26 protein-coding genes and 1 pseudogene are annotated in these 25524 nt (G+C 71.2%); 11 read left to right on the top strand and 16 right to left on the bottom strand.

Translation table 11 applies throughout. From position 1 onward, the window contains the following. Positions 1 to 34 precede the first annotated feature (34 nt). Positions 35 to 529: a peptidylprolyl isomerase gene (locus J7F03_RS06855; protein ID WP_214947754.1), complete on the top strand. Its 495-nt coding sequence runs from the start codon at positions 35 to 37 to the stop codon at positions 527 to 529. Between the two features lie 89 nt (positions 530 to 618). Here J7F03_RS06855 and J7F03_RS06850 read toward each other — a convergent pair whose 3' ends face one another. Further along, the gene (locus J7F03_RS06850; protein WP_251071534.1) at positions 619 to 1137 is read right to left on the bottom strand and encodes a hypothetical protein; all 519 of its coding nucleotides are present in this window, start codon (positions 1135 to 1137) and stop codon (positions 619 to 621) included. 191 nt (positions 1138 to 1328) lie between these two features. Here J7F03_RS06850 and J7F03_RS06845 point away from each other — a divergent pair, with 191 nt between their 5' ends. Beyond that, a complete protein-coding gene (locus tag J7F03_RS06845; protein WP_251071533.1) occupies positions 1329 to 2255 on the top strand; it encodes an endonuclease/exonuclease/phosphatase family protein in 927 nt (308 codons plus the stop codon). Between the two features lie 109 nt (positions 2256 to 2364). On the opposite strand, the gene J7F03_RS06840 is transcribed toward J7F03_RS06845, so the two are convergent. Next, a complete protein-coding gene (locus tag J7F03_RS06840; RefSeq protein WP_214947753.1) occupies positions 2365 to 2580 on the bottom strand; it encodes a DUF6243 family protein in 216 nt (71 codons plus the stop codon). A gap of 421 nt (positions 2581 to 3001) precedes the next feature. Between J7F03_RS06840 and J7F03_RS06835 the strand changes: the two genes are divergently transcribed. Beyond that, positions 3002 to 3511 carry a hypothetical protein gene (locus tag J7F03_RS06835; RefSeq protein WP_214947752.1) on the top strand — a complete coding sequence of 170 codons (510 nt, stop codon included), beginning with the start codon at positions 3002 to 3004 and terminating at the stop codon, positions 3509 to 3511. Between the two features lie 136 nt (positions 3512 to 3647). Here J7F03_RS06835 and J7F03_RS06830 read toward each other — a convergent pair whose 3' ends face one another. Genes J7F03_RS06830 through J7F03_RS06820 form a run of 3 tightly spaced genes read right to left on the bottom strand, consistent with a single transcriptional unit; the run spans position 3648 to position 6062 of the window. Next, the gene (locus J7F03_RS06830) at positions 3648 to 4436 is read right to left on the bottom strand and encodes an enoyl-CoA hydratase/isomerase family protein (RefSeq protein WP_214947751.1); all 789 of its coding nucleotides are present in this window, start codon (positions 4434 to 4436) and stop codon (positions 3648 to 3650) included. Then, positions 4433 to 4897, bottom strand: a complete 465-nt coding sequence (locus J7F03_RS06825) for a Zn-ribbon domain-containing OB-fold protein (RefSeq protein WP_214947750.1) — start codon at positions 4895 to 4897, stop codon at positions 4433 to 4435. The genes J7F03_RS06830 and J7F03_RS06825 overlap by 4 nt, the downstream gene beginning before the upstream one ends. A 13-nt stretch (positions 4898 to 4910) precedes the next feature. After that, a complete protein-coding gene (locus J7F03_RS06820) occupies positions 4911 to 6062 on the bottom strand; it encodes a lipid-transfer protein (protein ID WP_214947749.1) in 1152 nt (383 codons plus the stop codon). A gap of 95 nt (positions 6063 to 6157) precedes the next feature. Between J7F03_RS06820 and J7F03_RS06815 the strand changes: the two genes are divergently transcribed. Beyond that, on the top strand, positions 6158 to 7849 hold the full coding sequence (locus tag J7F03_RS06815) for a FadD3 family acyl-CoA ligase (RefSeq protein ID WP_214947748.1): 1692 nt from the start codon (positions 6158 to 6160) through the stop codon (positions 7847 to 7849). A 160-nt stretch (positions 7850 to 8009) separates the two neighbouring features. On the opposite strand, the gene J7F03_RS06810 is transcribed toward J7F03_RS06815, so the two are convergent. The 5 genes and pseudogenes from J7F03_RS06810 to J7F03_RS06790 all read right to left on the bottom strand — a co-directional run bounded on the left by J7F03_RS06810 (position 8010) and on the right by J7F03_RS06790 (position 12643). Beyond that, positions 8010 to 8930, bottom strand: coding sequence for a helix-turn-helix domain-containing protein (locus J7F03_RS06810; protein WP_251071556.1), 921 nt, complete (start codon positions 8928 to 8930; stop codon positions 8010 to 8012). Between the two features lie 544 nt (positions 8931 to 9474). Then, positions 9475 to 9942, bottom strand: coding sequence for an NUDIX hydrolase (locus tag J7F03_RS06805; RefSeq protein WP_214947747.1), 468 nt, complete (start codon positions 9940 to 9942; stop codon positions 9475 to 9477). Next, positions 9929 to 10690, bottom strand: a complete 762-nt coding sequence (locus J7F03_RS06800) for a helix-turn-helix domain-containing protein (protein WP_214947746.1) — start codon at positions 10688 to 10690, stop codon at positions 9929 to 9931. Before J7F03_RS06800 ends, J7F03_RS06805 begins: the two co-directional genes overlap by 14 nt. A gap of 511 nt (positions 10691 to 11201) precedes the next feature. Next, positions 11202 to 12056 (bottom strand): annotated as a pseudogene (locus J7F03_RS06795) (IS982 family transposase); the annotation flags it as partial. Between the two features lie 32 nt (positions 12057 to 12088). Then, complete coding sequence (locus J7F03_RS06790) at positions 12089 to 12643, bottom strand: ABATE domain-containing protein (protein WP_214947745.1); 555 nt, start codon at positions 12641 to 12643, stop codon at positions 12089 to 12091. A 104-nt stretch (positions 12644 to 12747) separates the two neighbouring features. Between J7F03_RS06790 and J7F03_RS06785 the strand changes: the two genes are divergently transcribed. From J7F03_RS06785 to J7F03_RS06775, 3 genes are all read left to right on the top strand, one after another. Continuing rightward, a complete protein-coding gene (locus J7F03_RS06785) occupies positions 12748 to 13041 on the top strand; it encodes a hypothetical protein (protein ID WP_214947744.1) in 294 nt (97 codons plus the stop codon). 26 nt (positions 13042 to 13067) lie between these two features. Next, positions 13068 to 14153, top strand: coding sequence for a DNA alkylation repair protein (locus J7F03_RS06780; protein WP_214947743.1), 1086 nt, complete (start codon positions 13068 to 13070; stop codon positions 14151 to 14153). A 148-nt stretch (positions 14154 to 14301) separates the two neighbouring features. Continuing rightward, the gene (locus J7F03_RS06775) at positions 14302 to 14460 is read left to right on the top strand and encodes a hypothetical protein (RefSeq protein ID WP_214947742.1); all 159 of its coding nucleotides are present in this window, start codon (positions 14302 to 14304) and stop codon (positions 14458 to 14460) included. A gap of 78 nt (positions 14461 to 14538) precedes the next feature. Here the strand turns inward: J7F03_RS06775 and sigJ are convergent, their stop codons facing one another. Further along, positions 14539 to 15396, bottom strand: coding sequence for an RNA polymerase sigma factor SigJ (gene sigJ / locus J7F03_RS06770; protein WP_251071532.1), 858 nt, complete (start codon positions 15394 to 15396; stop codon positions 14539 to 14541). 210 nt (positions 15397 to 15606) lie between these two features. On the opposite strand from sigJ, the gene J7F03_RS06765 reads away from it, so the two are divergent. Next, positions 15607 to 16011 carry a hypothetical protein gene (locus tag J7F03_RS06765; RefSeq protein WP_214947741.1) on the top strand — a complete coding sequence of 135 codons (405 nt, stop codon included), beginning with the start codon at positions 15607 to 15609 and terminating at the stop codon, positions 16009 to 16011. A gap of 37 nt (positions 16012 to 16048) precedes the next feature. Here the strand turns inward: J7F03_RS06765 and J7F03_RS06760 are convergent, their stop codons facing one another. Continuing rightward, positions 16049 to 16777 carry a class I SAM-dependent methyltransferase gene (locus J7F03_RS06760; protein WP_214947740.1) on the bottom strand — a complete coding sequence of 243 codons (729 nt, stop codon included), beginning with the start codon at positions 16775 to 16777 and terminating at the stop codon, positions 16049 to 16051. Positions 16778 to 16915: 138 nt separating this feature from the next. On the opposite strand from J7F03_RS06760, the gene J7F03_RS40870 reads away from it, so the two are divergent. Further along, positions 16916 to 17497 carry an IclR family transcriptional regulator gene (locus J7F03_RS40870; protein WP_214947739.1) on the top strand — a complete coding sequence of 194 codons (582 nt, stop codon included), beginning with the start codon at positions 16916 to 16918 and terminating at the stop codon, positions 17495 to 17497. A gap of 237 nt (positions 17498 to 17734) precedes the next feature. On the opposite strand, the gene J7F03_RS06750 is transcribed toward J7F03_RS40870, so the two are convergent. After that, positions 17735 to 17923, bottom strand: a complete 189-nt coding sequence (locus tag J7F03_RS06750) for a hypothetical protein (protein ID WP_214947738.1) — start codon at positions 17921 to 17923, stop codon at positions 17735 to 17737. A gap of 187 nt (positions 17924 to 18110) precedes the next feature. After that, positions 18111 to 21185, bottom strand: a complete 3075-nt coding sequence (locus tag J7F03_RS06745; RefSeq protein ID WP_214947737.1) for a BTAD domain-containing putative transcriptional regulator — start codon at positions 21183 to 21185, stop codon at positions 18111 to 18113. 153 nt (positions 21186 to 21338) lie between these two features. Here J7F03_RS06745 and J7F03_RS06740 point away from each other — a divergent pair, with 153 nt between their 5' ends. Beyond that, the gene (locus tag J7F03_RS06740; RefSeq protein WP_214947736.1) at positions 21339 to 22559 is read left to right on the top strand and encodes an amidohydrolase family protein; all 1221 of its coding nucleotides are present in this window, start codon (positions 21339 to 21341) and stop codon (positions 22557 to 22559) included. 112 nt (positions 22560 to 22671) lie between these two features. Here the strand turns inward: J7F03_RS06740 and J7F03_RS06735 are convergent, their stop codons facing one another. Then, complete coding sequence (locus tag J7F03_RS06735; RefSeq protein ID WP_308379180.1) at positions 22672 to 23766, bottom strand: alpha/beta hydrolase; 1095 nt, start codon at positions 23764 to 23766, stop codon at positions 22672 to 22674. 235 nt (positions 23767 to 24001) lie between these two features. Here J7F03_RS06735 and J7F03_RS06730 point away from each other — a divergent pair, with 235 nt between their 5' ends. Then, positions 24002 to 24862, top strand: coding sequence for a serine protease (locus tag J7F03_RS06730; protein WP_214947735.1), 861 nt, complete (start codon positions 24002 to 24004; stop codon positions 24860 to 24862). A 115-nt stretch (positions 24863 to 24977) separates the two neighbouring features. On the opposite strand, the gene J7F03_RS06725 is transcribed toward J7F03_RS06730, so the two are convergent. Next, entirely contained in the window at positions 24978 to 25418 is a 441-nt protein-coding gene (locus J7F03_RS06725) for an NUDIX hydrolase (RefSeq protein ID WP_214947734.1), read from the bottom strand. Between the last annotated feature and the right edge of the window lie 106 nt (positions 25419 to 25524).

Below are 25524 nucleotides of genomic sequence, written 5' to 3'. Positions count from 1 at the left end.
CGCGCACGGTACTGGGAGTGACAGGATGGACCCCATGAGCAACGTATTCTTCGACATCAACATCGACGGCCAGCCCGTCGGCCGCATCGTCTTCAACCTCTTCGACGAGGTCGTCCCGAAGACCGCCCAGAACTTCCGCGAGCTCGCCACCGGCCAGCACGGCTTCGGCTACGCGGGCTCCCCGTTCCACCGCGTCATCCCGCAGTTCATGCTGCAGGGCGGTGACTTCACCAACCAGAACGGCACGGGCGGCAAGAGCATCTTTGGCGAGAAGTTCGCCGACGAGAACTTCGAGCTGAAGCACACCCGCCCGTACCTGCTGTCGATGGCGAACGCCGGCCGCAACACCAACGGCTCGCAGTTCTTCATCACCACGGTCGTCACCCCGTGGCTCGACGGCAAGCACGTCGTCTTTGGCGAGGTCGTCGAGGGCACGGACATCGTCGACCGGATCGAGAAGCTCGGCACCCCCTCGGGCTCCACGCGCGGCAAGATCGAGGTCGCGGCTTCCGGCGTCGTCGAGGCCTGATCCACACCCCGCCCGCAACGGCTGGCCGGCCCCGCCCCCTCAGGGGGACGGGGCCGCCGTCATGTGCGGGCGCCGGGGGCCGTGCGGCGTTACGGGTGGTCCTGGGGCGGGGGCCAGGCCGGGGGGGCCGGCTCCGGCGCGAGGCCGGCCGGCTCGGGGGAGCGGTCCCGGCGGCGATCGCGGCGTCGCGCTGGGCGGCCGCTCATGACCGCCGCGGCCAGGATCAGGAGGGCGCCCGCGCCGAAGGCGTTGGCGAGTCCGTCGCCCAGGCCCTCGCCGTCACCGCCGACCGAAAGGCTGCCCGCCGCCTGGCCCTGGCGGACCATCCAGAGCACGGTGAAGCCGAGGACCACGATCCCGGCGAGGGCCATGAGCAGACGCGAGCGCAGCACGATCGCGACCAGCGCGAGCAGGGCGGCGAAGAGGAACGGCAGCAGGATCGAGCCCAGCAGGGCGGCCTTGGTGTCGGTGATCCCGGCGGCGGTGAAGAGCTCCTGGATGCGGTAGTCCCGCCCGTGACGGCCGTCGTACCAGGCACGGAAGGGGCTCCAGACGGCGGCCGTCGCTCCGATCAGACCCATCAGCGAGCCGAGTACGTTGCGGATCATGCCCGGCCCTCCGGGGGGAGTGGGTCTGGATCTCGATCCCGACGCTACGCCCGCCCTCCACGTCCCGCACGCGCAGCCCGCCCGTGATCCACCGCCCTGCAGACCGTCCGGGGGCTTGCGGCTAAGATCATCGCGCCGTTGCGTCCGGTGCCCGAGCGGGCGCCCCGCGGCACGACTAGGGGGAATCCGGCATGGGAAGAGCGATATTCAGGGGCTTCGTGCTGAGCGTGGCCTGCGCCGCGGTGGTGCCGTTCGGTTCCGCCCAGGCCGCGGACACCGACGCGCCGCCGCGGACGTACACCGTGTGGCAGTGGAACGTGGCGGGGGACTCGATCCACCACGGCTCGACCACCAACGGAATGGTGGGCCAGGCCGTGGACTCGATCGTCAACCGGGGCGCCGACTTCGCGTCCTTCAACGAGCTGTGTGAGAACCAGTACGCCGAGATCATCAAGGAACTGCGGAATCGGAACTGGCCCGTCGAGGGCAACGACAGCTTCGCCCGGTTCGAGGCCAGCCTCCCGGCCGGCGATGCCGGGCTCTGCAGGGGCAGCGCCTTCGGGAACGCCTTGTTCAGCAAGAAGCCGCTCGGTGCCGCCGACCGGGTCACCCTGCCCACCGACGGTGCGGCCGAGCAGCGGAACCTGCTGTGCGCGCCACTGACCGACGGGACCGGCACGGTGTTCTGCACCACCCACATCACCAAGGACCCGGACTTCAAGAGCGTCCAGGTGAAGGCCGTCTTCGACAAGCTGGCGACCTACGGCACGCCGGTCATCGCGGGTGACTTCAACGTCCAGCCGCACCACGCGAAGCTGGACCGCTACTACTCGGCGAACGTGGACACGGACAACAACCGCGGCAACTACGGTGCGTACCGTGAGCTGGACGACGCGGACAACGCCCACTGCGCGGGGCACGGAGAGCCGACGACCGAGGTCCCCGGCACCAGCCCCTGCGGGATCAACGCCAAGGTCGACCTCATCTTCGTCCGCGAGAGCACCCTCGCGGACCCGGTCTCCTACGGTGCGGACTCGCTGGCCATCTCCACGGCGTGCACCGGCGTGACCGCCTGCTCGGACCACCGCATCCTGACGGGCACGGTCACCGTGCGCTAGCCGGCCGCGCCCGGTACGGCAGCAGAGCCCCGATACGGCAGCAGGGCCCGGACCGCGCGTCGCGGTCCGGGCCCTGCCCCGTGCGGTGCCGCCCTGCGGCGGCGGTGCGTCAGCTCTGTGCGGTGTCGTCGCCCGCCTGCCCGGCGCCCTCGGCTGCGTCTGCCTTCTCGCGCATCTTGCGCACCAGCTCCGCCTTCTGGTCGGCGGCACCCTGGCGGTCGAGGTTGCGGTGCGGACCGTTGTTCTGCCGTTCGGCGCGGGACAGCCTCTTGCGCTGGCCGCCGCCCATGCCCACGGGGTTGTTTATGTTCTTGCTCACGGTCACGGGTTCTCCCGGTAATGATGTGAAGTGATCTACGGATTCATCGGTGGGGGACGGGCGCGGCGACGTCGAAGGACGTCAGCAGGGGCCCATCACGCTCTCACTCGTAAATCGGCGTCTGGAAGAACATGACAAAGACGTTACCCGGTTCCGTCGGCCCCGCACACCAAGATTTTCGCCGCCCCGGCATCGGCCGGGCCTTCGGCGAGCGCCGAGCTGAAGGCTGCGGCCAGGGCTGTCCTCGCAGACGCGGCCGTGATCACACGAGCCACATCAAGATCACCTCGCCATGCTCCCGATCACACACCACCGCACCGACAGCCCGCATCCGGTTTCCGGCCGGCGGATCCTGGTCGGCGGGCCGGTTGCCGTGCCGGATCCCCCTGATAGCGTGCCGCCGTTGCTTCGAGGGGGAGGACTGGCCATGGCGGTCACAGGACGGCGGGCCCGGCAGGTCCGGCGGGTCCGGTTCACGGCGGTACTGGTGGGCGTGGTGCTCGCGCTGACGGGCTTCTCGTCGACGGGCGGAAGCGGAAGCAGCGGCAGCAGCAGCGGCAAGAGCAAGAGCGGTGGCGGGGGCGGCTGTTCCAGCTCCAAGAGCAAGCCGAAGAAGAAGAAGAGCATCGGAAGCGGCGGCAGCTCGACGGCCTCGCCCACGCCCACCTCGACCGCGGCGCCCGCGCACGCCGACGTGGTCACCTGCGCCGGCCCGGGCCGCGCGAAGGCCACGCTCAAGGTCACTTCCGACTCGGCCGGCGGGCGCACCTTCCGGGTGCCGCTGACCTTCGAAGGCGCGTCCGGCCGCATCGACTCCGCCTCCGTCGACATCACGCTCAAGGCGGGCGAGAGCCGGACGGTCGACCTGGCGATGGCGGGCGCGGACCGGGCGGGCGACGTACGGCGCTGCGTCGTCGGGCGGATCCAGATCGTCTGACGCCGCCGAACCGACGTCCAAGCGGGCGGTACCCGGCGGGCGGTAGCCGCTTGGGCGGTGCCCGGCGGGCGGTGGCCGGCCGGACGCAGCCCGCCGCCGGCCCGGCAGGCAATGCCCCAGCCGCCCGCCCCGCCCGTCAGCGGACCCGCGGCTCCGGGCCCGCCGCGCGCCGCCCCGCGAACAGCTCCGCCTGCCGCTCCGGCGCCAGGTTGCCCAGCGCCACCAGCCCCGGTGCCTGCGCCAGCGCCTGCTGGAGCGCGGCCTGCTTCGCCGCCCACAGCGACCGTACGGTGCCCTGCACGGCCTCCGTCGGGAAACCGGCCAGGGTCTCGGCCGCCCGCAGCGCCGCCGGGAGCAGCTCGGCGGGTTCGGCCAGCTCGGAGACCAGCCCGATCTCGTACGCCCGCCGCGCGGAGAGGCGTTCCGCCGTGCCCATCAGGGACATCCGGGCGGCCTCGCCGAAGGGCATGCGCTGCGCCATGTAGATCGCCTCGTAGGCGCTGACCATGCCGTAGCTCGTGTGCGGGTCGAAGTACGTCGCCGAGGAGGAGGAGACGATGAACTCGCTCTCGCCCAGCAGGTAGAACGCCCCGCCGCAGGCCATGCCGTTGACGGCGGCGACCACCGGCTTCCACAGGTCGTTCGCCTTCGGGCCGATGGCGACGAGGGGGTCCTCCACCGAGTATGGCGAGGACGGCTGCGGCACGTGAGCGCCCCGGTCGATGCCCGTGCAGAAGGCCGCCTGCCCGGCGCCCGTCAGCACGACCGCCCGCACCTCGTCCTCGTAGCGGAACTCCCGCCACACGGAGGCTAGTTCAGCAGCCGTCTCCAGGTCGATCGCGTTGTGCTTGCGCTCCCGGTCCAGGGTGACGACGGCGACCCCGGTCGCCTTGTCCCGCTCCACCCGCAGCCCCTGGGCCGTCATGACTTCTCCAGCACCCAGCGCGGCACGGCCATCCCGCCCGTCTCGGTGAAGACGACCTGGACCCGGGCGCCGATGCGCAGCCGCGCCGGGTCCACCGAGTTCAGCGGGGCGTCGGCGGAGGTGACGAGGTTCCCGGCGAGGCGGATGTGCGGGGCGTCGACCAGCTCCACGAGGATCACGTTGTACGGGGCCTGCGCGGCGTAGGCGGGCAGCAGCGGCGGGTGCGGCCGCACGTACGACCAGATCCGGCCCCGCCCGCTCGTCAGCCGCCACTCGGACTCGAAGGACCGGCAGTGCGGGCAGCAGGGCCGGGGCGGGAAGCGGAGCTGGCCGCAGGCGGGCTCGGCGCAGGCCTGGACACGGAGTTCGCCTTGGGCGGCGTACTCCCAGAAGGGCGCTCCGTCCTCGTCGGGGACGGGCAGGAGCAGTTCGTCCGAAGCGGCGGCGGTCGCGGTGGTCATGGTCCCCAGCTCCTCAGGCTCGCAGCAGGATGGCGGACGTCGGGACACCCTCGCCCGCCGTCACCAGGCAGGTCGCGGCGTCCGGCACCTGGGCGGTGGAGATGCCGCGCAGCTGCTTGACGCCCTCGTTGATCAGGTTGAAGCCGTGGACGTAGGCCTCGGAGAGTCCCCCGCCACCGGTGTTGATGGGCAGCCGGCCGCCGATCTCCAGGGCCCCGCCCTCGGTGAAGGAGGCGCCCTCGCCGCGCCCGCAGAAGCCGTAGCCCTCCAGGGAGAGCGGGATCAGCGGGGTGAAGGCGTCGTAGATCTGGGCGACGTCCACGTCCTGCGGTCCGAAGTCGGCCCGCTTCCACAGGTGTCGGGCGGCGGTCCAGGCGGGGCCGGACAGCGGGTCGTCGTTCCAGTAGTTGACCATGCCGTGATGCTGGGCGGGCAGGCCCTGGGCCACGGAGTGGACGTACACGGGCTTCTGGCGGCAGTCGCGGGCGCGCTCGGCGCTGACGATGACGCAGGCCAACGCCCCGTCCGTCTCCAGGCAGTTGTCGAAGAGGCAGAGCGGGTCGCTGATCATCCGGGAGGTCATGTACATCTCGCGGGTCAGCGGGCGCTCGTACATCATCGCGGCCGGGTTCTCGTTGGCCCGGTTGCGGCAGGCCATCGCGACGTTGAAGAGGTGGTCGCGGGTGGCCCCGTACTCGTGCATGTAGCGGCGGGCCAGCATCCCGATCTCGTCCGCCGGGCGCAGCAGCCCGAAGGGGCGCGTCCACTGGCCGGGGGTGGGGAGCTGGACGGCGGTGTTCTTCCACGGGCGGGGGCCGGAGCCGCGTTTGCGCGAGCGCCAGGCGACGCCGACGCTCGCCTGGCCGGTGGCGACGGCGGCGGCCAGGTGGCCGACGGTGGCGCAGGAGCCGCCGCCGCCGTAGCCGATCTTGGAGAAGAAGGTGACGTCGCCGGCGCCGATGGCCTTGGCGACTTCGACCTCGTCGGTCTCCTCCATCGTGTAGGAGGAGAAGGCGTCGACCTCGGAGGGGTCTATGCCGGCGTCGGCGAGTGCCGCCAGAATGGCCCGGCAGGCCAGTTCCTTCTCGGACTGCGGCAGTTGTTTGGCAAAGGCGGTCTGGCCGATGCCGACTATCGCCGTAGCGTCCTTGAGCGTTGCCGCCATCGCCACCTCCGGGGTGCGCACCAGTACTGACAGCCGCGAAGGCTACAGCTAATCTGACGGATAGTCAGCTACTGGTATCCAGGGAGGGGCGGACGATGGACGAGGACGAGGACGGACGCGGGGTCGCGGACGCGACGGAGAACGGGGCCGGGGGCGCCGCGGCCGCCGGCGGCGACGCGCCCGGCGGGCACCTGGACGACCTGCCCTGGGAGAGCATCGGCGGGCTCGTGCGGCACGCCGCGGCGCGGTACGCCGGCCGCGAGGCCGTCGTCGACGGCCGCGTCCGCATCGACTACGCGCAGCTCGGCGAACGCGTCGAGCGTGCCGCCGCCGCCTGCATGGCCGCCGGCATCGAACCGGGGGACCGGGTCGCCGTCTGGGCGCCCAACACCCTCGAATGGATCGTCTCCGCACTCGGCGCCGTCTCCGCCGGAGCCGTACTCGTCCCCCTCAACACCCGTTTCAAGGGCTCCGAGGCCGCATACGTCCTCCAGCGCAGCCGCGCCCGGCTCCTCTTCGTCACCGGCACCTTCCTCGGTACCTCCTACGTCGCCTCGCTGCGCCGCGCCGCCGCCGAGGGCCCCGGCTCCGGACCGCTGCCCGGCCTGCCCCACCTGGAGCAGGTCGTCGTCCTGGCCGAGGACGCCCCGGACTCCTTCCGCACCTGGAAGGACTTCCTGACCGGCGGAGACTCCGTACCCGCCGACGCGGTCGCCGCCCGTACCGAATCGATCCGCGCCGACTCCCCGTCCGACATCATCTTCACCTCGGGCACCACCGGCAGCCCCAAGGGCGCCGTCATCACCCACGCCCAGTCCCTGCGCTGCTACGAGGTGTGGAGCGAGCTCGCCGGGCTGCGCGAGGGCGACCGCTACCTGATCGTGAACCCCTTCTTCCACACCTTCGGCTACAAGGCCGGCATCCTCGCCTGCCTGACGCGCGGGGCCACGATGATCCCCCAGCCCGTCTTCAACGTCGACACCGTCCTCGCCAACGTCGCCGCCGAGCGGATCTCCGTACTCCCCGGTCCGCCCACCCTCCACCAGTCGATCCTCGACCACCCCCAGCGCGACCACCACGACCTCTCCGCCCTGCGCCTGGTCGTCACCGGCGCCGCCGTCGTACCGCTCCAGCTCGTCGAACGCCTCCGCGGAGAGCTGCGCATAGGAGTCGTCCTCACCGCGTACGGACTCTCCGAGGCCAGCGGCATCGTCACCATGTGCCGGCGCGGCGACCCGGCGCAGATCATCGCGGCCACCTCCGGGCGGGCCATCCCCGGTACGGAACTGCGCATCACCGGCGCCGACGGGCAGGCGCTGCCCACCGGGGAAGCCGGCGAGGTGTGGGTACGCGGACACAACGTCATGCAGGGCTACTTCGAGGACCCCGCCGAGACCGCCGAGGCCATCACCCCCGACGGCTGGCTGCGCACCGGCGACGTAGGGGTCCTCGACGCCGCCGGGAACCTGCGCATCACCGACCGGATCAAGGACATGTTCATCGTCGGCGGCTTCAACGCCTACCCCGCGGAGATCGAGCAACTCCTCGGCCTGCACCCGGACATCGCCGACGTCGCCGTGATCGGCATCCCCGACGCCCGGCTGGGCGAGGTCGGCAAGGCGTATGTGGTCCGCCGCCCGAGCGCGGTCCTCACCTCCGACGACCTGATCGCGTGGTCGCGCCGCGAGATGGCCAACTACAAGGTCCCGCGCGAGGTGGAGTTCGTAGCCGAACTCCCGCGCAACGCCGGCGGCAAGGTCCTCAAACGCGAACTCCGGGCCCGCTGACACCCGCCGCTCGGCGGCCGCTACGGCCGCCGGCCGGCACGGTCAGTGGCGGTAGTACTCCTCGGCCACGGCCCGCACTTCGTCGAGCGGACCGGATACATGGCCCTGGCAGCGGTCCGGCCGAATGGTCCGGGAACCCGCCACGAGCCGCTGCACCGGCTCACCGGTCGCAGCCCTTGCAGAACCCGGGGGCGGGGCCGCGGAAGGCGCGGTCGCATTCCGGGCAGTTCTGGAGGGGATCCGGCGGTACGAAGGCGGGGGCGCGGGCGATCGGCACCAGGGGCGGTGGCAGCTGGACCGCGAGGCGGTGGGCGATGAGCCCGGCCGGGTTGTGGAGCGGTGCCGGGAGCTTCGCCGTCAGGACGCCGACCAGCGCGTGCACGTCGGCCCCGCGCTCCAACCAGGCCTCGACGCCGCCCGCGAGGTACCGGATGTCCCGCTCGCCGAGCAGCAGCCGGGGGTTGCTCCGGCGGAGCTCCGCGAGGACCTCGAGGGCGAGCCGGTGCCGGGCCGGGTTGTCGCGGCCCCGGGGTACGGGGAGGCTGTCGGCGGATGCCGTGGTCGAGGCGGGGGAGGTATCCGGTTCCGGCTCCGGTTCCGGCTTCGGGGCGGGCTCCGTTTCCGGCTTTGCGGCGGGTTCCGGCCCCGATTCCGGTTCTGCGTCGGGCTCTGACGCGGGCTGGGGATCCACCGGCGGCGGCACTTGTGGCGGCGCCGCCACGGGAGGGTCCGCCGGGGGTGGTGGCGGGGCGGGAGGGTCCGCCGGAGGTGAGGGCGGCGGTGGCGGTGCTGACGGCGGCGCCGTAGGGCCGCCGGGAAGGGTGACGGCCGCCCGCGGATGGTTGTAGGACACCGTGCGGGTGACGATCCGACCGCCCGGCAGGCTCTCCAGGGACCGTTCCAGGTACCCGAACGCCACCAGCTCCCGCAGCCCGTTGCCGATCGAGATCTCCCCGAGCGGAAGCCGCTTGACCAGGTCCTTGATGCCGATGGGGGTCCCGGCGGGCAGCGACTGGATGAAGATCCCCAGGATCCGCGCGACCGCCGACATCTCGGGATGCTGAATGAGGTCGTTGCTCACGACCGTGAACCGCCCGGTGAGGCGGATGTTGGCGTGCCGAACGCCGTATGTCGCGCGCGTGGGCGGGGTAAAGTGCACCGAAGCCATCAGGAAGCGCTACTTCCTCGTTGGTCAGGCCCTCGATCGGGATTCGCAGTCCCGGCGGGGGCCGTCTCATGTCTGAGTTGTCGGGGCGAGCATATGCCAGACAACCACCTCGAAATCCAGCCCAGTGGGACGATTCACCCGTGCGAGTGAGTAGCCCTGCCGCGGGAGGCTGGAGGGGTCTGGACTGAGTTCTTTCTCTGGGTACTTCCAAGCAAAAGAAGCATCGTTGGTCACCGGGTCGCGGCCGGCCACGACCCGGCAAAGCACCGCTCCAGCACGCGAGTTCGACGCGAATCGGCACTGTCGGCTGCGACCGAATGGCGGCCCGAGACCGGGTGCGCGGAGAGAGTCCGCCGCAGAGGTGGAAACGTGTCCCGGCCGTCGCATCAGCCAGACCTCTTGGCCGCGGTCGGCCGGGGGCGCTCGTTGTCACGCTGACTGGAACGAGGCCCGCGATTCAGCGAATGGCGGGGCCGCGCCCGGCCCTCCAGTCGTCGATGCGCCTGCGGATGGCGGGCACCATCGGGAGATCATCCACGGCCTCCGGCGTGAACCACGCCACCTCGAACGACTCGTCCGACACGCGCAGGCTTCCTCCGGTCGGCCGGGCAAGGAGGCAGATGGAAAACTCCTGCCGCACTTCGCCGTCGTCGTAGGAGAAGACGTGGCCCGGGTTGGTGTACGTCCCGACGATTCCGGTGATCTCAACCGTCACGCCCGTCTCCTCGAACGTCTCCCGGACGGCACAGTCCCCGAGAGATTCGCCAAGCTCCATCTTCCCGCCGGGGAGGGCCCACATCCCGTTGTCGGTGCGGCGCTGCAGGAGGACGCGTCCGCCTTCGTCCACGACCACGGCCGAGGCGGCAGGTACGAGACTGTTCGCCTTGGGGGCTTGGGGATCGTCCTCGTAGTCACGTCTGGGCATCTTGGCCTACCTCCCGAATGTCGCGTCCTCGGCTCCACAACTCCTCGACGTGAGCGGAGAACCGGTCGAACATGCCGTCCGTCTGGCGGCGTCGCAAGTGCATCATCGGTGAGTCGTGCCCAACGCGGCGAGCCAGGATCGGCGTCACGATCATCTCGTCATCGAACCGGAAGACGGACAGGTTGACGTGGCCGGTCTCGAAGCGCCCTTCGATGCCGTCCACGTCTTGAAGCTTCGTCAGTTCGTTCAACGTCACGGCGATACGAGTGGACAGTGTGAGTGGTACTCCCTCGTCGGCTTCTCGCGCCGCTGTGATCGGGCTGTTCGGGTCCCCGACCAAGAACCGGACCCGGCAGCCGGCCTCCGCCTTGCGGCGAAGCGCGCCGGCCAGGTTGGCCTGCTCAAGCCACAGGAAGTAATTGGTGTATCCGGCGAAGACCAGCTCACGCCGTGCCTTCGTCACCAGGCCGCGCCACAAGCCTGCTGGCGCGGCTGACCGGTAGGGGAAGACTTGCACGATCTCCTTGTCCGGCCCGGTTGTGAGTGCCGACCGGATGGCGTTTGGCCACAAGGCTGTTTCCTCCTCGCCTAATGCCTCGCAGGCAGCCCATCGATGGCGGGCGTGGGGGACACGGTTCGGCTCGGTGATCCATCGGCCGACCGTCTTGGGATCAATCCCGCATGCCTCGGCGAGCTGCGTTTCGGTCATCTTGGCTTTCGCCATCGCACGGCGCAGAGCGTGATTCACCGTTCGCCTCCACGGGACGCTCGGGACGGAACGAACCGTAGTCACGAACCGTCCCAAACGTCCTGGAAACGGGGTGGCAACGCCCTGACGAGCGACGGAGTATCTGTGCATGTCACCCCAACCACGCTGAGAGGGAGATCGGTTATGCATCCTCATGGCGCTTGGTGTTTCACCAGGGGACCGATGTGATCCCGGGCTTGGGCGGTGGTGAGCCGCGTGTGTTGATGACTCTGCGGGTGTCGCGGGATGCGGGGCGGACATGGGGCCAGGAGTCTGTGGTGCGTGAGGGTGACCCGGTGGCCGTCCTGTCCGACCCGGGCCGATACCCGCCGTGTGGATGTGGCAGTTGCCTGGGACGCCGGACCGTGTCGGCCCGGTCGCTGTGGCCGACCTCGTGAAGCCCATGCGCTGCGCGCGTTGGCATCGGTTGTCGCGGCAGAACGAAGCGGCGGCACTGCCCCTCATCCCCGCAGGCTTCCGGCCGGTGCGCTCCGTGCAATGCATGCTTCTCGACCACGGTCCGAGTGACCACTTTGCGCTGCATGACGCGGGCGGTGACCCCGCCGGGCGTGCGTCCTCGATGCTGTTCGAGATCGAGCTGTCCCTTGAAGGTCTCGTTGACTGACTCGATGACCTGCCGCAGCGGTTTGAACAGGGGTGCTCCTGGCCGCTCCGGCTCGCCCTTGCGGGCTGGCCGCAGTAGCCGGATGTCCTGCTCAGCCAGTTGATGTTCGAAGTCACGGCCGAAATAGTTCTTGTCGCCGATCAGAGTCTGGCCGGGTCGGTTGGCGAGGAGGTGCGGTTCGGCGGCGAACAGGTCCAGCAGGGTCTCGCGCTCGTCGGCCTTGGCTCCGGTCAGGGCGAAGGCGATGGGCAGGCCCTGGAGGGTGCACACCAGGTGCAGCCGAAGGCCCCAGAAGAAGCGGCTGTGGCTGGCGCAGTACCCGTACTCGGCCCATCCAGCCAGGTCGGAACGTTTGACGGTCTCGCGTGAGCGGCCACACTCCACCGGCGTGGAGTCCACGATCCACACGTTGTCGCTCCACACGGTGGTCTCGGTGGCCAGCAGCCGGGTGACCCGGCGGAGCAGCTCGGCCGCCTTGCGCAGGCGCTTGTTGTAGCCGGGCTGCTTGGGCAGGTACGGGCAGAGATGCCGCAGGTGGGAGCGCGCATGGCGGAGCCACCGGGCCTCGGAGGTGAAGCCGAGCATGGCCTGCATCATCGCGAGCGTGACCAGCTCGGCGTCGGTGAGCTTCGGGGCGATACCCACCGCTGGCCGCCACGGAGCAAGCTGCGGCGAACCCTTCAGCAGGTCGTCGGTCTCCGCATGGAGTGCGGTCGCGAGGGAGTCCAAGTCTGGTGTCACAACACAACCTGATTTTGGGTTCCCCTGTCTCATCAGCTGGGGGTTCCCGTTTCTCGTGGCTGGCGCCGGGTGGACCTCGCCCGGTTGCCGCAGCCGAGGGAACACCATGCCTGGTCGCGGCGCCTGGCCAGGAAGAACATGCCGCAACTGGGGGCGTGGCAGCGCCGCACCCGCTGACGGTCTGGACCCGCGGCCAGGACGAGCGTCTCGCGGGCGACGACGGCGTCGGCGCCGCCGCCCTGTTCCTGCTGTGCGAGCAGGCCGTCGCCGGTCATCCGGAAGACGACGGGGGCGGACGAGGCGAGTTCGTTCAGGCGGGTCCGCAGGCTGTCGGTGAGCGGCCGCTGTCCGGCTGTCGCGTCCAGCGCGTCGCGGACCAACCCACGCAGCCGCTCCAGCTCCTCCAAGGAGAGGGCGGCCAATCTGCGGTCGGCGGCGCGGGCGCGCCATCGCCTGGTGAGTTCCTGATCGGCGAGGAAGTCGATGTCGCCGCGCCCCGGGCCTGCGCCGACGACGACGGTGTTGGCCAGGTCGAGGACCGGGTCCTCGCCGATCCACGGCATTTCCTGCAGGTCCCGGATGGTCATGCCCCTCAATCTACTGGATTCAGGTCAGCGAACCCGTGATAAGTTCGACTCACGGATTTGATCCATCAAATCCGTGAGTCAAATGGTCGACGAAGGGTGATGCCATGAGCGCAACCATCGAGTACGTCAGGTTCGACACCGACGACCCCGCCGCCCTCACGGCCCACCGAGAGCAGCTCGTCGAACTACTCAAGGAGCAGTACGGCGACGGCTTTCAGGGCGCCCACCTCGCCCAGTTCGACGACGGCACCGTCCTGGACTTCATCATCTGGTCGTCCGCCGCCGTCGCTGAGCGCGCGGCCAAGGAAATGCCGACCGACCCCCGGGCACAGGGCTTCTTCAGCCGAATCGGCACAGTGCACGAGATGCGGCACGCCCAGGTACTGCACACCACATAGCCCCCGAGCTCAAGGAGAATGACGCCGTGCCCTCGGCAGACGAACTACTCAGCGCGGACACCGTCGCCGATCTCGCCCGATGCCTTGCGCGAGCCGGTGACGGGATCACGGCGCATGAGACCCGGGGGTGCGGCGCCGTGCTGGACGGGCTGAGCTTCACCGAGCGTGTCGCCCTGATCAGAAATGCCGTCCTGGCTGATCTTCCGGCGGACTACCCGGCCTTCGCGAACGTGTTGCGCGCCGCCCTGCGAGACAGCGATTTCACCGGATGGATGATCTTCCCTGTCACCGAGGCCGTCGCCGAACGGGGCCAGGACGCCTTCGAACCGGCGCTCGCCCTGCTGACAGAACTCACCCCGCGCCTGACCGCGGAGATCGCCGTCCGGCCCTTCCTCCGTGCCGACCTGGAACGCGCGCTCCGGGTCATGACGCGGTGGACCGCGCATCCCGACCTCCACGTCCGTCGACTGGCCAGTGAAGGCACGCGGCCAAGACTCCCCTGGGCGCCCCAGCTTCCGGAGCTGATCGCGGATCCGGCACCCGCACTGCCCCTCCTCGACGCGCTGTACCGGGATGACTCCGAGTACGTCCGCAGATCAGTGGCCAACCACCTCAACGACATCAGCCGTGACCACCCCGACATCGCCACTGGTGTCGCGGCGCGCTGGCTGAGCGACCCAGCGCCGACGACGACCCGATTGGTACGGCACGGCCTTCGGACCCTGATCAAGTCCGGCCACGCCGGGGCACTTACGCTGCTCGGCCACTTCCCGGACAGTCCCGTCGCCGTCGAGGGCCCGCACGTCCACGCCTCAGAGATCCGGGTCGGCGACTATCTGCTGTTCGACTACTCGGTGACGAACACTCACGATCAGACCGCTCACCTCGTCATCGACTACGTCGTCCTCCACATGAAGGCCAACGGGACCCGCACCCCCAAGGTCTTCAAACTCACCACGCGGTCCCTGGCTCCCGGCGAGACGTGGAGCGCGACCCGCAGACACTCCTTCAAGCCGATCAGCACGCGGCGCTACCACCCGGGTGTCCATCTGGTGCAGCTCCAGGTCAACGGCCGATCCCACGGGGAAACTTCGTTCACGCTGCACTGCTGAGGGCAACCGCCTCGCATCCCGCTTCGGTGGCGTAGCCGCCATCGCGCCGCCACCCCAATGAGGCTTCCGCCACCAGAAACGGGAACCTGCATCCGCGCAGCTATCCCTTGGAATCGATCACCTAGTGGACTCCCTGAGATCCGATGGCATGGCCGCTCTCTGGGTGAGCTGGAAGGGGGACGGCGACGACGGCCGCTTGGTGGAGTTCCCGGACTGCACCGAGCTGGGACCTGGCGAGGTAGAGGACGCGTGCATGCTGTTCCTCGGTCACATGGGTGAACACACCTTCCTGGAGGGCGCTGCGTGAAGGGTGTCGCGTCCCACCCGAGTTCGACCCGAACCGGCACTGCCGGCCGGGCCGCGTGATCCGATGTGCGGCGCCGGGTCAGTTCTGTCCGCTCTCCGTCCACGCACGGAGTTTCTCCGGGTTGCGGACCGCCCAGATACGAGCAATGCGGTCGCCGTCCAGACTGAACGCCGCCACCGTCACGGTGACGCCGCCGTGCTGGGCGACCAGGCCGGGCAGGCCGTTGACCGTCCGCTCCAGGAGTGTCAGCCCGGGGGCCTTGTCGGCGATGTGGATCAGGTACTGGGCGATGCGTTCGCTGCCCTCGACCGGGCGCAGGACCGTGCCGACGAGGCCGCCGCCGTCGGCGGCCATCGTGGCGTCGGGGTCGAGGAGGCCGACGAGGGCCCGGATGTCCTTGGCCTCCCACGCCACCTTGAAATCCCGTACCAGACCGGCCTGCCCGGCCGTCGGAGCTGCCGGAGTCCGGGCGGCGCGCGTACGTCGACGGGCCGAGGACGCCAGCTGCCGGCAGGCCGCGGGCGTGCGGCCGACGATCTCGGCGACTTCGGCGAAGGGGTACCGGAAGACGTCGTGCAGGATGAACGCCACGCGTTCGGCCGGCGTCATCGACTCCAGCACGACGAGGAAGGCCATGTTCACCGACTCGTCCAGGGTGATCCGGTCGGCGGGGTCGGCCGGCTCCGCCCTGCCGTCGCCCGCCGGCCCGCCGGACCACTCCGTACGGTCGGGCAGCGGCTCGGGTATCCACGCGCCGACGTAGCGCTCGCGCCGGGCCCGCGCCGATCCGAGGACGTCCAGGCAGATGCGGCTGGCCACCGTCGTCAGCCAGGCGCCGGGCGACTCGACGGCGTCCTGTCGCTGCCGCGACATCGCGTACCAGCGGGTGTACGTCTCCTGCACGGCGTCCTCGGCCTCGGCCAGCGAACCGAGCATCCGGTAGGCGAGGTTGATCAGCCGGCGCCGCTCGTCGACGACCGCGCCCAGGCTCGGCGCTGACGGGTCGTGCCCCTGCTCGGTCGGGGTGCTCGTGATCGCGATCGCTCCCTGTTTCTCCGCGTCGCCTCACATTTCGCGGGCCTGCGTCGTCGGACTACCGAGACAGTACCGATCCACCGCCGCGAGGCAGATGAGGGGGCCCACGTCATGGCCGTACAGGCGACGCCGGTTCAGGGCAGGTTCACGTTCGTGCAGGTCTCGATAGCCCTGCAGACCTTGGCCATCTTCTTCCAGGCGGCCACCGCCGGACTGCTGCTGTCCTCGTCCCACGGCGAGGCACTGCACGGCGTCGGAGCGCGCGTGATGTACGGCGCGTCGATGCTGTACTTGCTCGCCGCGATCCTGGCATGGCGCCCGGGCGGCGGCTCGCCCCGCCCCATCCTGTACGCGTCCGGCTTCCTCGTACTCGCGTCGGCGCAGGTGCTGCTGGGCATCGCGCACAAGCCGTCGCTCCATGTCCCCCTGGGCGTCCTGATGTTCGGCCTGAGCGTGCTGGACCTGGGCCGGGTGCTCTTCACCCGCTCCTCGAGCCACTCCGCGACCCACCCGTAACCGCCGCGCGGGAGCCGGGTGCGCGGGAGTCGGCGTACTACGCCGCCCGGCGGGCCAGGATCAGGCGCCAGTGTGGGGTGCCGTCCTCGCGGTGGCCGAAGTGGGTCAGGGGGACGGTGTCCACCGTGAAGCCGGCCGCGCGGAGGTCCCTGCGGACGGGGCCGAAGGGGAAGGTGCGGTAGTACATGACGAACGGCGGGCGCCAGACGGCGTTGCGGACGCGCATCGCCGCGTCGAAGCCGGCCGTGGCCCACCAGGCCGGGTGGGTCGGCGGGATCGGTGCGCCGATCGGGAAGGCGAAGACGCCGCCGGGGCGCAGGGCCGTGTGGACCCCGGAGAAGACGGCGGGCCGCTCGGCCGGGAGGAAGTGGCCGAAGGCGCCGAAGCTGACCGCCAGGTCGTACGAGTCCGCCAGCGCGGCCGGCAGGGCCCGCGCGTCGGCGCGCAGGAGGTCCACGCGCTTGTCGGGGTGTGCGAGTCCGGCCTCGGCCAGCATGCCCACGCTCAGATCCACCCCGGTCACCCGGCCCCGGCACAGCCGCTGCAGCATCCCGAGGCCGGCGCCCGTACCGCAGCACACGTCGAGACCGGTGCCGAAGGAGCCCTCGCGGGCCGCGAGGGTCTCCTCGACCGCGTCGAGCATCCGGTCGGGGGTGCGGAAGGGCGTCCGGTCGAACTTGGGCGCCAGCAGGTCGTAGCCCCGCTCGACGGAGGACAGGGCCTGTACGGCCAGTTCGCGCAGGGTCGGGCCCTGTGAGGTAAACACACCGGCCAGCCTAGTGACCGGGTACCCGCGGGCGACGTGTCTTCGGGAGTGTCGTGACGGGCCCTTGGACCCTGGCCGAATCGGGCATCACCCCACGTAAGGTGTGATGACCGTATTTTGCCTATCCTTGGGGATTTCGTGACGAGTGCCATGCGGAACGAGGGCCTGCGGTTGCGCACCCTCGCCGCCCGGATCTCCACCGACCGGCCCGAAGGCATCGTCGAGCTGCTGGAACTGCTCCGCGAGTGCACCGGCCAGGCCGTCCACCTGGCGCTGCGCAGCGGCAACGCGCTCATGTACATCCGCAAGATCGAGAGCGACCAGCCCTTCCGGACCGCCTCGCGCGTCGGCACCCGGATCCCCATGCATGCCACCGCCGTCGGCAAGGCCGTCCTCGCGCACCTGCCGCCGGAGGAGGCCGAGGAGATCCTCCGCGCCGCCGGCATGCCCGCCCTGACCCCGCGGACCCTCACCGACCGGGCCCGGCTCGCGACCGAGCTGAACCGGGTCCGTGCGCACGGCTACGCCGTCGACGACGAGGAGAGCGAGCCCTCGGTCCGCTGCCTGGGCGCACCCGTCTTCGACCGTGACGGGGTCCCGGTGGGCGCCGTGAGCCTGACCGGCGTCACGTTCCTGACCACGCGGGAGGAGCTGGAGCGGTTCTCGCCGACGCTGCTGGAGGCGGCAAGGGGAGTGGAGCGGCTGCTCCGGCTCGGCTGACGCCCGGCTCGGCTGACGCCGACCCACGCCTACAGGCGGGAGGCGACCGTACCCGGACACGGGCATACGGCGGCCGCGGTGGTCCCCCTCCTGGCCACCGCGGCCGCCGTTCCCCCGTGCACCCCCGTTGGTCCCCCGTGACCCCCGGTCCCCCCGTGGTACGTCCGTGCCGTACGACCCGGTCCCCCGTGTTCCCCCGTGTCCCCCGACACCCGGGCCGTACGCGCTCTGGTGGACTTACAGACCCGGACCCGACGCGTGGTTGTCGAGCGTCACGATGTCCTCGTCCGAGGCGTGGTTGTCGAGAGGCTTGATCTCCACACCCGACGCGTGATTGTCCAGCGGCTTGATCTCGACGCCGGAAGCGTGGTTGTCGAGCGGCTTGATGTCACCGTCGATCGGCAGGATGTTCTCGTTCGTCGTCATCGGATCTCCTGATGGATGGGTCGGGCCCGTTCGGCGATTCCCCCGCGGACCGCCGAACGGGTGGTCCTCCAGCCGACCCGGGTGCCCCCCGACACGTCGAGTCGATGAACACCATCGTGCCGGTCGGCGATAAACGAACGATGAACGCCTCGTTCAGCTCGACGGGCAGCGCACCGCGGACCGCGCCTCAGGCAGCGATCTCGGCCGCCAACAGCGCCCGCACCTCCGCCAGTTCGGCCGACTTGAGCTGCGTGAACACCACCTCGGCGTCCCGCCAGCACACCCGCGCCCGGTCCCGCTGGCCCAACTGCCGCAGCGCCCTGCCCAGTACGGTCAGGACGGTGGCCCGACGCCACTCGCCGCCGATTCCCCGCAGCGCGATGGCCTGTTCGGCGTGCGAGGCGGCCAGCGTCGGCCGGCGCGCGGCCAGGTGGACCTTGGCGAGCCGGAAGTGCGTCACGCCCTCCCACAGCGGCTGCCGGTTCTCGTGGAACAGGGTGAGGGCTTCCGTGAGTTGGGAGTGCGCCTCGGAGAGCCGCTCGGCCTGGGTGAGGGCGATGCCCAGCGCGTACCGGCCGTTGGCCAGGCGCAGGGTGAGCCCCATCCGGTCGTAGATGGAGATGCCCTGCTGGGCCAGGTCGATGGCGCTGGGGAGCCGGCCCAGCTCCACGTGGATGCGGGAGAGGTTGCACAGGGCGCTGGCCTCGCCGACGTAGTTGGCGTCGGCCCGGAAGTTCGCGATGGCCTCCAGCAAGTACCGCTCGCCGTCCGCGTAGCGGCCCTCGTAGAGGGCGATGATGCCCCGATCGTTGGGTGCCCAGCAGCTGGGCAGCGGGTCCCCGGCGGTACGGGCCAGCAGGGTCGCCTGGCGGGCCTCGTCGTCGGCCTCGGCGAAGCGGCCCGCGACCAGGTAGGTGTTGGTCAGCGTGGTCCGGGCGCGCCCCTCGGCGTACGGGTCCTTCGCGGAGTGCGCGGCGTCGCGCAGCGCGGTGGCGGCCGACTCGTACTGCTTGGAGTTGGCGCCCGACTCGGCGAGGTCCTTGGCCGCCCACAGCAGGTCCACGGCCCGGCGCAGCAGGTCTGCCCGCCCGGTCGTGCGTACGGCGGCCTGTCGGACGCACGCGAGCAGCGGGTCGGCCTCCGCGTACAGCCAGTCCTGGGCGGCGCGCGGCTCGGTGAAGGCCAGCCCGGGGTGGCGGGTGGCCGACAGGTGGGCGACGAGCCGGTCGCCGGGCCGCTCCAGGCCGTACACCCCGGCGGCGGTGGCCAGGTAGAAGTCGAGCAACCGGTCCAGGGCGGCGTCGCGCTCGCTCGGCGGCTGCTCGTCGCGCTCGGCGCACGCACGCGCGTAGAGCCGTACGAGATCGTGGAAGCGGTAGCGGCTGGGCGCCGCCGATTCGAGCAGGGAGCAGTCGACTAAAGCCTCGAGGAGGTCCTCGGTGGCGTGCTCCGGGTGGTCGAGTACCGCGGCTGCCGCGGCGAGTGAGATGTCCGGCCCGTCGGCGAGGCCGAGCAGGCGGAAGGCGCGCTGCTGCGCGGGCTCGAGCTGGCCGTAGCCCAGCTCGAAGGTGGCTTTGACGGCGAGGTCGCCCGCCTGGAGCTCGTCCAGGCGGCGGCGCTCGTCGGCGAGTTTGGCGGCGAGGACGGACACCGTCCAGGTGCGGCGGGCGGCGAGCCGGGAGGCGGCGATGCGGATGGCGAGCGGCAGGAAGCCGCAGGCGCCGACCACGTCGAGGGCGGCCTGGCGCTCGGCGCCGACCCGCTCGGCTCCGACGATCCGGGTGAACAGCTGCAGGGCCTCCTCGGGGCTCATCACGTCGAGGTCGACGAGGTGCGCCCCGGCGAGGCCCGCCATCCGGACCCGGCTGGTGACGAGGGCGGCGCAGCCCGCGGTGCCCGGCAGCAGCGGGCGGACCTGGGCGGCGTCGCGGGCGTTGTCGAGGAGGACGAGGACGCGGCGGCCGTCGAGGGTCGAGCGGTAGAGGGCGGCCCGTTCGGCGGGGGAGTCGGGGATCGAGGTGTCGGGGGTGCCGAGGGCGCGCAGGAAGGAGCCGAGGACGGCTTCGGGCTCGGCGGGGCGGGCCTCGGTGCCCTGCAGGTCGACGTAGAGCTGCCCGTCGGGGAAGTGCGGGCGGGCGGCGTGCGCGACGTGCACGGCGAGGGTGGTCTTGCCGACGCCGCCGATGCCGGCGAGCGCGGAGACGGCCATGACCTGGCCCTCGGCGCCGGCGAGGATGTCGCCGAGTTCACCGACGAAGCTGGCGCGACCGGTGAAGTCCGAGACGGTGGCGGGCAATTGGGCTGGCCTCACGTGTACGGGCGCGGCGGCCGGTGCCGGGTCTTCGGCACGGGCGAGTTCGGTGTCGGCGCGCAGGATGCGCTGCTGCAGGTCGGCGAGTTCGGGGCGCGGGTCGACGCCGAGCTCGTCGGCGAGGAGCCGGCGGGTGTCGGCGTAGACAGCGAGGGCCTCGGCCTGCCGGCCGCTGCGGTAGAGCGCGAGCATCAGCAGTTCGCGCAGCCGCTCCCGCAGGGGGTGGGCGGCGGTCAGGGCGGTGAGCTCGGAGACGGCCTCGGCGTGGTGGCCGAGCTCCAGGTCCAGGTCGAGGCGGGTCTCCAGCAGCTGCAGGCGCCACTCGTCGAGCCGGGTGCGCTCGGTGTCGGCGTGCGGCCCGGGTACGCCGGCCAGCGGTTCGCCGTCCCACAGGTTCAGGGTGCGGGCCAGCAGCGTACGGGCGAGCGCGCGGTCCCCCTTCTCCGTGCGCGCGGTCTCGGCGTCGGCGGCGAGGGTGCGGGCGATGCCGAGGTCGAGGGCCTCGGGGTGGGGCAGGCGGATCGCGTAGCCGCCGGACTCGCTGACGAGGAGCCCGGGGTCGAGGATCTTGCGCAGGCGGGAGGCGTAGGTACGGATGGTCGCGAGGGCCTGCTGCGGCGGGTCCTCGCCCCAGATGGCGTCGATGAGCTCGGGCGCGGTGGCGGTGCGGCCGTCGCGGAGCAGGAGCACGGCGAGCAGGGCGCGCTGCTGCGGGGTGCCGGAGGGCAGCGACTCGGCGCCGCGCCAGGCGCGGATGGGGCCGAGGACGGCGAAGCGGTTGCCGGTCCCGGCTCTGGCCTCGGCTCCGGGTCGGACTCCACTCCCGGTTCCGGTTCCGACTCCACTCCCGGCTCCGGTTTCCGCGGTGGCGGCTTCGATTCCGGTTCCCGCGGCAGCGTCACCGGCCTCGGGGTGGTTCCGCTGATGCGGGATGGCCGGTGTGCCGTCCATCTGGCGTCCCCCCTGCCTTCCGTAGGTGTAATGGTCAGTCTGCCCTGTGTTGCGCGTACACGTCAGCCCGTGGCGGACCCAGTCCTACCGGATCGCGAATCCGGCCCCTCCCAACTAGCTGACGGTTCGTCAGATTGGCGCTACCGTGAGGACATGGAGACCTTCCCGAAGATCATCTCGGTGGACGACCACACGGTTGAGCCCCCTCACGTCTGGCGGGACCGGCTCCCGTCCAAGTACCACGACGTCGGCCCCCGCGTCGTCCGCGCCCCCCTGAAGGAAATGACCTTCCTCGGAGGCAAGTTCGCCCCCGTGATGGGAGCCAAGGGCGACGACGGACCGATAGGCGACTGGTGGGTGTACGAGGACCTGCACCGACCCCTCACCCGCCTCGACACGGCCGTCGGCTACGACCGGGACGAGATCAAGCTCGAAGTCATCACGTACGAGCAGATGCGCCCGGGCTCCTTCTCGGTTCCCGAGCGGCTCGCCGACATGGACGTCAACCACGTCCAGTCGGCCCTCTGCTTCCCGACCTTCCCGCGCTTCTGCGGCCAGACCTTCACCGAGGCCAAGGACCGCGAGCTCGGCCTGCTCGGCGTGCGCGCGTACAACGACTGGATGGTGGAGGAGTGGTGCGGCCCCGACGCCGCCGGCCGCCTCATCCCGCTCACCTTGATCCCGCTCTGGGACGCCCGCCTCGCCGCCGCCGAAGTGCGCCGCAATGCGGCGCGCGGGGTCCGCGCGGTCGCCTTCTCGGAGATCCCGCCCCACCTCGGGCTCCCCTCCATCCACACGGACGAGTGGGACCCCTTCCTGGAGGCGTGCAACGAGACCGGCACGGTCATCGCCATGCACATCGGCTCGTCCTCGCGCATGCCCTCCACCTCGGCGGACGCGCCGCCGGCCGTCGGCTCCACCATCACCTTCGCCAACTGCTGCTTCTCGATGGTGGACTGGCTGATGAGCGGCAAGTTCGAGCGCTTCCCGAACCTCAAGATCATGTACGCGGAGGGCCAGATCGGCTGGATCCCGTACATCCTGGAACGCGCCAACGTGGTCTGGGAGGAGAACCGCGGCTGGGGCGGAGTCGCCGACAAGGTGCTGCGCCCGCCGTCGGAGCTCTTCGCCGAGCACGTCTTCGGCTGCTTCTTCGACGACGCCTTCGGCCTGAAGAACCTGGACTCGATCGGCGTCGCCAACGTCCTCTACGAGACCGACTACCCCCACTCGGACTCCACTTGGCCCAAGTCCCGCGAGGTCGGCGAGGCCCAGATGGGCCACCTGGCCCCGGACGTCGTGGACCGCATCGTGCGCGGCAACGCGATCGACCTCCTCGGCCTGACCCCGGACGGCCTCTGGCCGGGGGCGTAGGCCGGGGGGCAGACCGCCCACCCTTCGTGCTGCACAACAGCCCCGGCCGGAGAACTCCGGCCGGGGCTGTGGCATGGCCGCCGACTCCGCCGCGGCAGCTCGGCGGAGCGCGTCAGGACGCCCGGCCCGGGGCGGGCGTGGCCGCGATGGCCGGGGTGACGTGGGTGAGGAGGAGCTCCAGGAAGCGCTCCGGGCGGCGGAACGACGCGAAGTGGCCGCACTCCTCGATCACCGCGAAGTGCTTGACCGGTGCCTCGACCTCGTCGAAGAAGGCCTTCGCAGCCGCCGTCGGGGTGAGCACGTCGTGCTCGCCCTGGAAGACGAAGAAGGGGACCTCGAAGCGCGTCCCGTCGGCCCGGTCGTCGAAGCCGGCCGTTCCCCCGGTGATCCGCTCCGAGAAGGTCTGCCCCTTGAAGAAGTCCCGCAGATCGCGCAGCGAGTGCAGCGGCGACAGCCACATCGAGCCCAGGACCACCTTCTTGATCGTGTCGAGGGTCAGCGGATCGCTCTGCGCGGAGAGCTTGGCGTACGTCGCCTGCTGCCGCGGCGTCCACGCGTACGGGTCCGAGCCGATCGCCTCGACCTGCGCCAGCTGCTTGCCCTTCCCGGCGGCGCGCAGCCGCTCCAGCAGCGCGTCGTAGGCGGAGGTGTCCCGGCCGCCGGTGTGGATGTTCTGGTCGGTGCCGACGTACGCGGAGTACAGCTCGGGGTGCTTGCGGGCCAGCCGCAGCCCGAAGGTGCTGCCGTAGGAATTGGCCAGGAGCACCACCCGGTCCGCGCCCAGCAGGCGCCGGGCGTACCGGGTGACCTCCACGGCGTCTTCGTGGAGCCGCTCGAAGGTGGCCTCGCCCTGGCCCTCCGGGCCGCCCCGGCCGAAGGTCTTGCCGGCGCCGCGCATGTCCCAGCGGACGATCGTGAAGTGCCGCTCCCAGCTCCGGGTGCGCGCCGTGTAGATGGAGTTGGCGGCGCCGGGGCCGCCGTGGATCTCGACGACGACGGGGTTGGCCCGGTCCTCGCCGCGCACCGAGACCCACTGGTCGATGCCGCCGATGCGGACGAAGCCGCGCTCGTCGATGCCGTTCGGGGAGTCGATCCGCAGGGCGGCGGCGGCCTGGGTGCGGCGCAGTGCGCGGTGGGCGAGGAGGCCTGCGGCGGGGGCGGCGAGGGCGGCGGCGGTGAGGCTGGCGGCGGTGAGTGCGGCGATCACTGTGTCCTCCGTAAACTGTTTCTAGTGGATACGGATGAGTGTGGAGGGGGAGCGCGCCGCTGTCAACAGGCGGGGAAGGGGTGTGGCGGGCGTGGTCGGCCATCGCGCCGGTCGGCCCCTCCGGCGCCCCCCGGCCGCATCCCTGGCGGCCTCTCACTCGACACGTCGGCCGGGATGCCCCTTGCGGTAGCCGCTGCAAGCAAGGCATGCTTCGCCACAGCAAAGTGGGGGAGGAATGTCTGTGGTGGACAAGCGGACCGTGGTGACCGCGGTGTTGTGCGCGGTGGCGGCGCTGGGTGCGTCCGCTGCCATGACGAAGGTGGTGCCGGCCGCGGACGGCAAGGCCCCCGCGCACGCGAAGGCGGCATCCCCGACGGCGTCCTCTGCTATCCGGCCGTCGCAGTCGCAATCACCGAAACAGCCTCAGTTGTCCACCAGTCCGAGCCCCAGGCCGTCGGCCTCGCTCCCCAAGCCGGGCGGCCCCGCGGCCATCGCCGGAGCGCTGTTCGAGGGCGATGTGACCGGGGATCACTTCTGCACGGCGACCGTCGTGCACAGCCCCGGGCGGAACCTGATCGTCACCGCGGGCCACTGCCTGCTCGCGGGCCAGGCCGGCGAAGGCGGGGCGGTCTTCGCACCCGCGTACGCGGACGGGCGCGCCCCGTACGGCACCTGGAAGATCGCGGAGGTCTTCGAGGACCCCCACTGGGCCGACGATACGGACGACGACTACGACCTCGCCTTCGCCCGCATCGCCCCCGACGCCTCGGGCCGCAACATCGAGGACGTCACCGGCGCCGCCGTCCTGGACACCACGGGCCGCACGGGCGAGGAGGTCACGGTGACGGGCTACCCGGCGGACCGCAAGGTCGCGCGCACCTGCACGTCCCGCGCGGTCCGGACGAGCGACACGGAACAGCGTTTCGACTGCGCGGACTTCCCCGGCGGTACGAGCGGCAGCGCGTGGATCGCCGCCGACGGCAAGGTCATCGGCATCCTGACGGGCGGGGACACGGACGACGTCTCGACCAGCACGATCCTGTCCGACTACGCGGCGGCGCTGTACGCACGGGCGACGGGCGCGACGACCGGCTGAGGCCCGCCCCTACGGATCCCAGGGCGCGGCCGGCCTCCGGCGGGCCGCCCGGGAGCCGGTCCCGGGCGATGCTCCGCCGAGCCGGGTGGCCCCGCCGGTCCGGGCGGTCCGGGACTCAGGCCAGCAGGCCCAAGTGCACCGGCTCTGCGGGGGCTTCCTCGAGCAACTCGGCGAGCCGCGGGGGCCACAGCGGCTCACCGAGCGTGGCGAGGTTCTGCCGCGACAGCCAGCGCCAGTGGGCATCGGGATACTCCGGGACGGGGTCGCGATGGGGGCCGTCGGTGACGTAGATGTGCTCGTGCTGGCGCACGGGAACGCCTTGGTGCGTGAAGTCGTGCTCCCAGGTGCAGAGCAACCGCTGCGGCTCCAGGTCCGTCCACCCGGTCTCTTCCCGCAGCTCCCGCCGCACGCACTCCTCGGGTGTCTCCCCGGGATCGATCCCACCGCCGGGCGGCAACCAGTGGATGCCGACTTCCACGTTGTTCTCCCGGAACAGGAACACTGACCCGGCGGGGTTGAGGACGACAATTCTTGCTGCCTGCCGTGGAGTTCGCATCAGGCCAGCGTACGACGGGGGGTGCGGGGACGGCAGAGGTCGGCGGGGTCTTCGGTGACGGTCCGGCTGGTGGGGGCTGCGGGGTGGGGGCCTGGGTGCGGGTGGG

This window comes from Streptomyces sp. ISL-43, from assembly GCF_018614195.1.
Classification (GTDB): domain Bacteria; phylum Actinomycetota; class Actinomycetes; order Streptomycetales; family Streptomycetaceae; genus Streptomyces.
The sequence above is the reverse complement of the archived record's forward strand: the minus strand, read 5'-3'. Positions and strand labels throughout refer to the sequence as shown.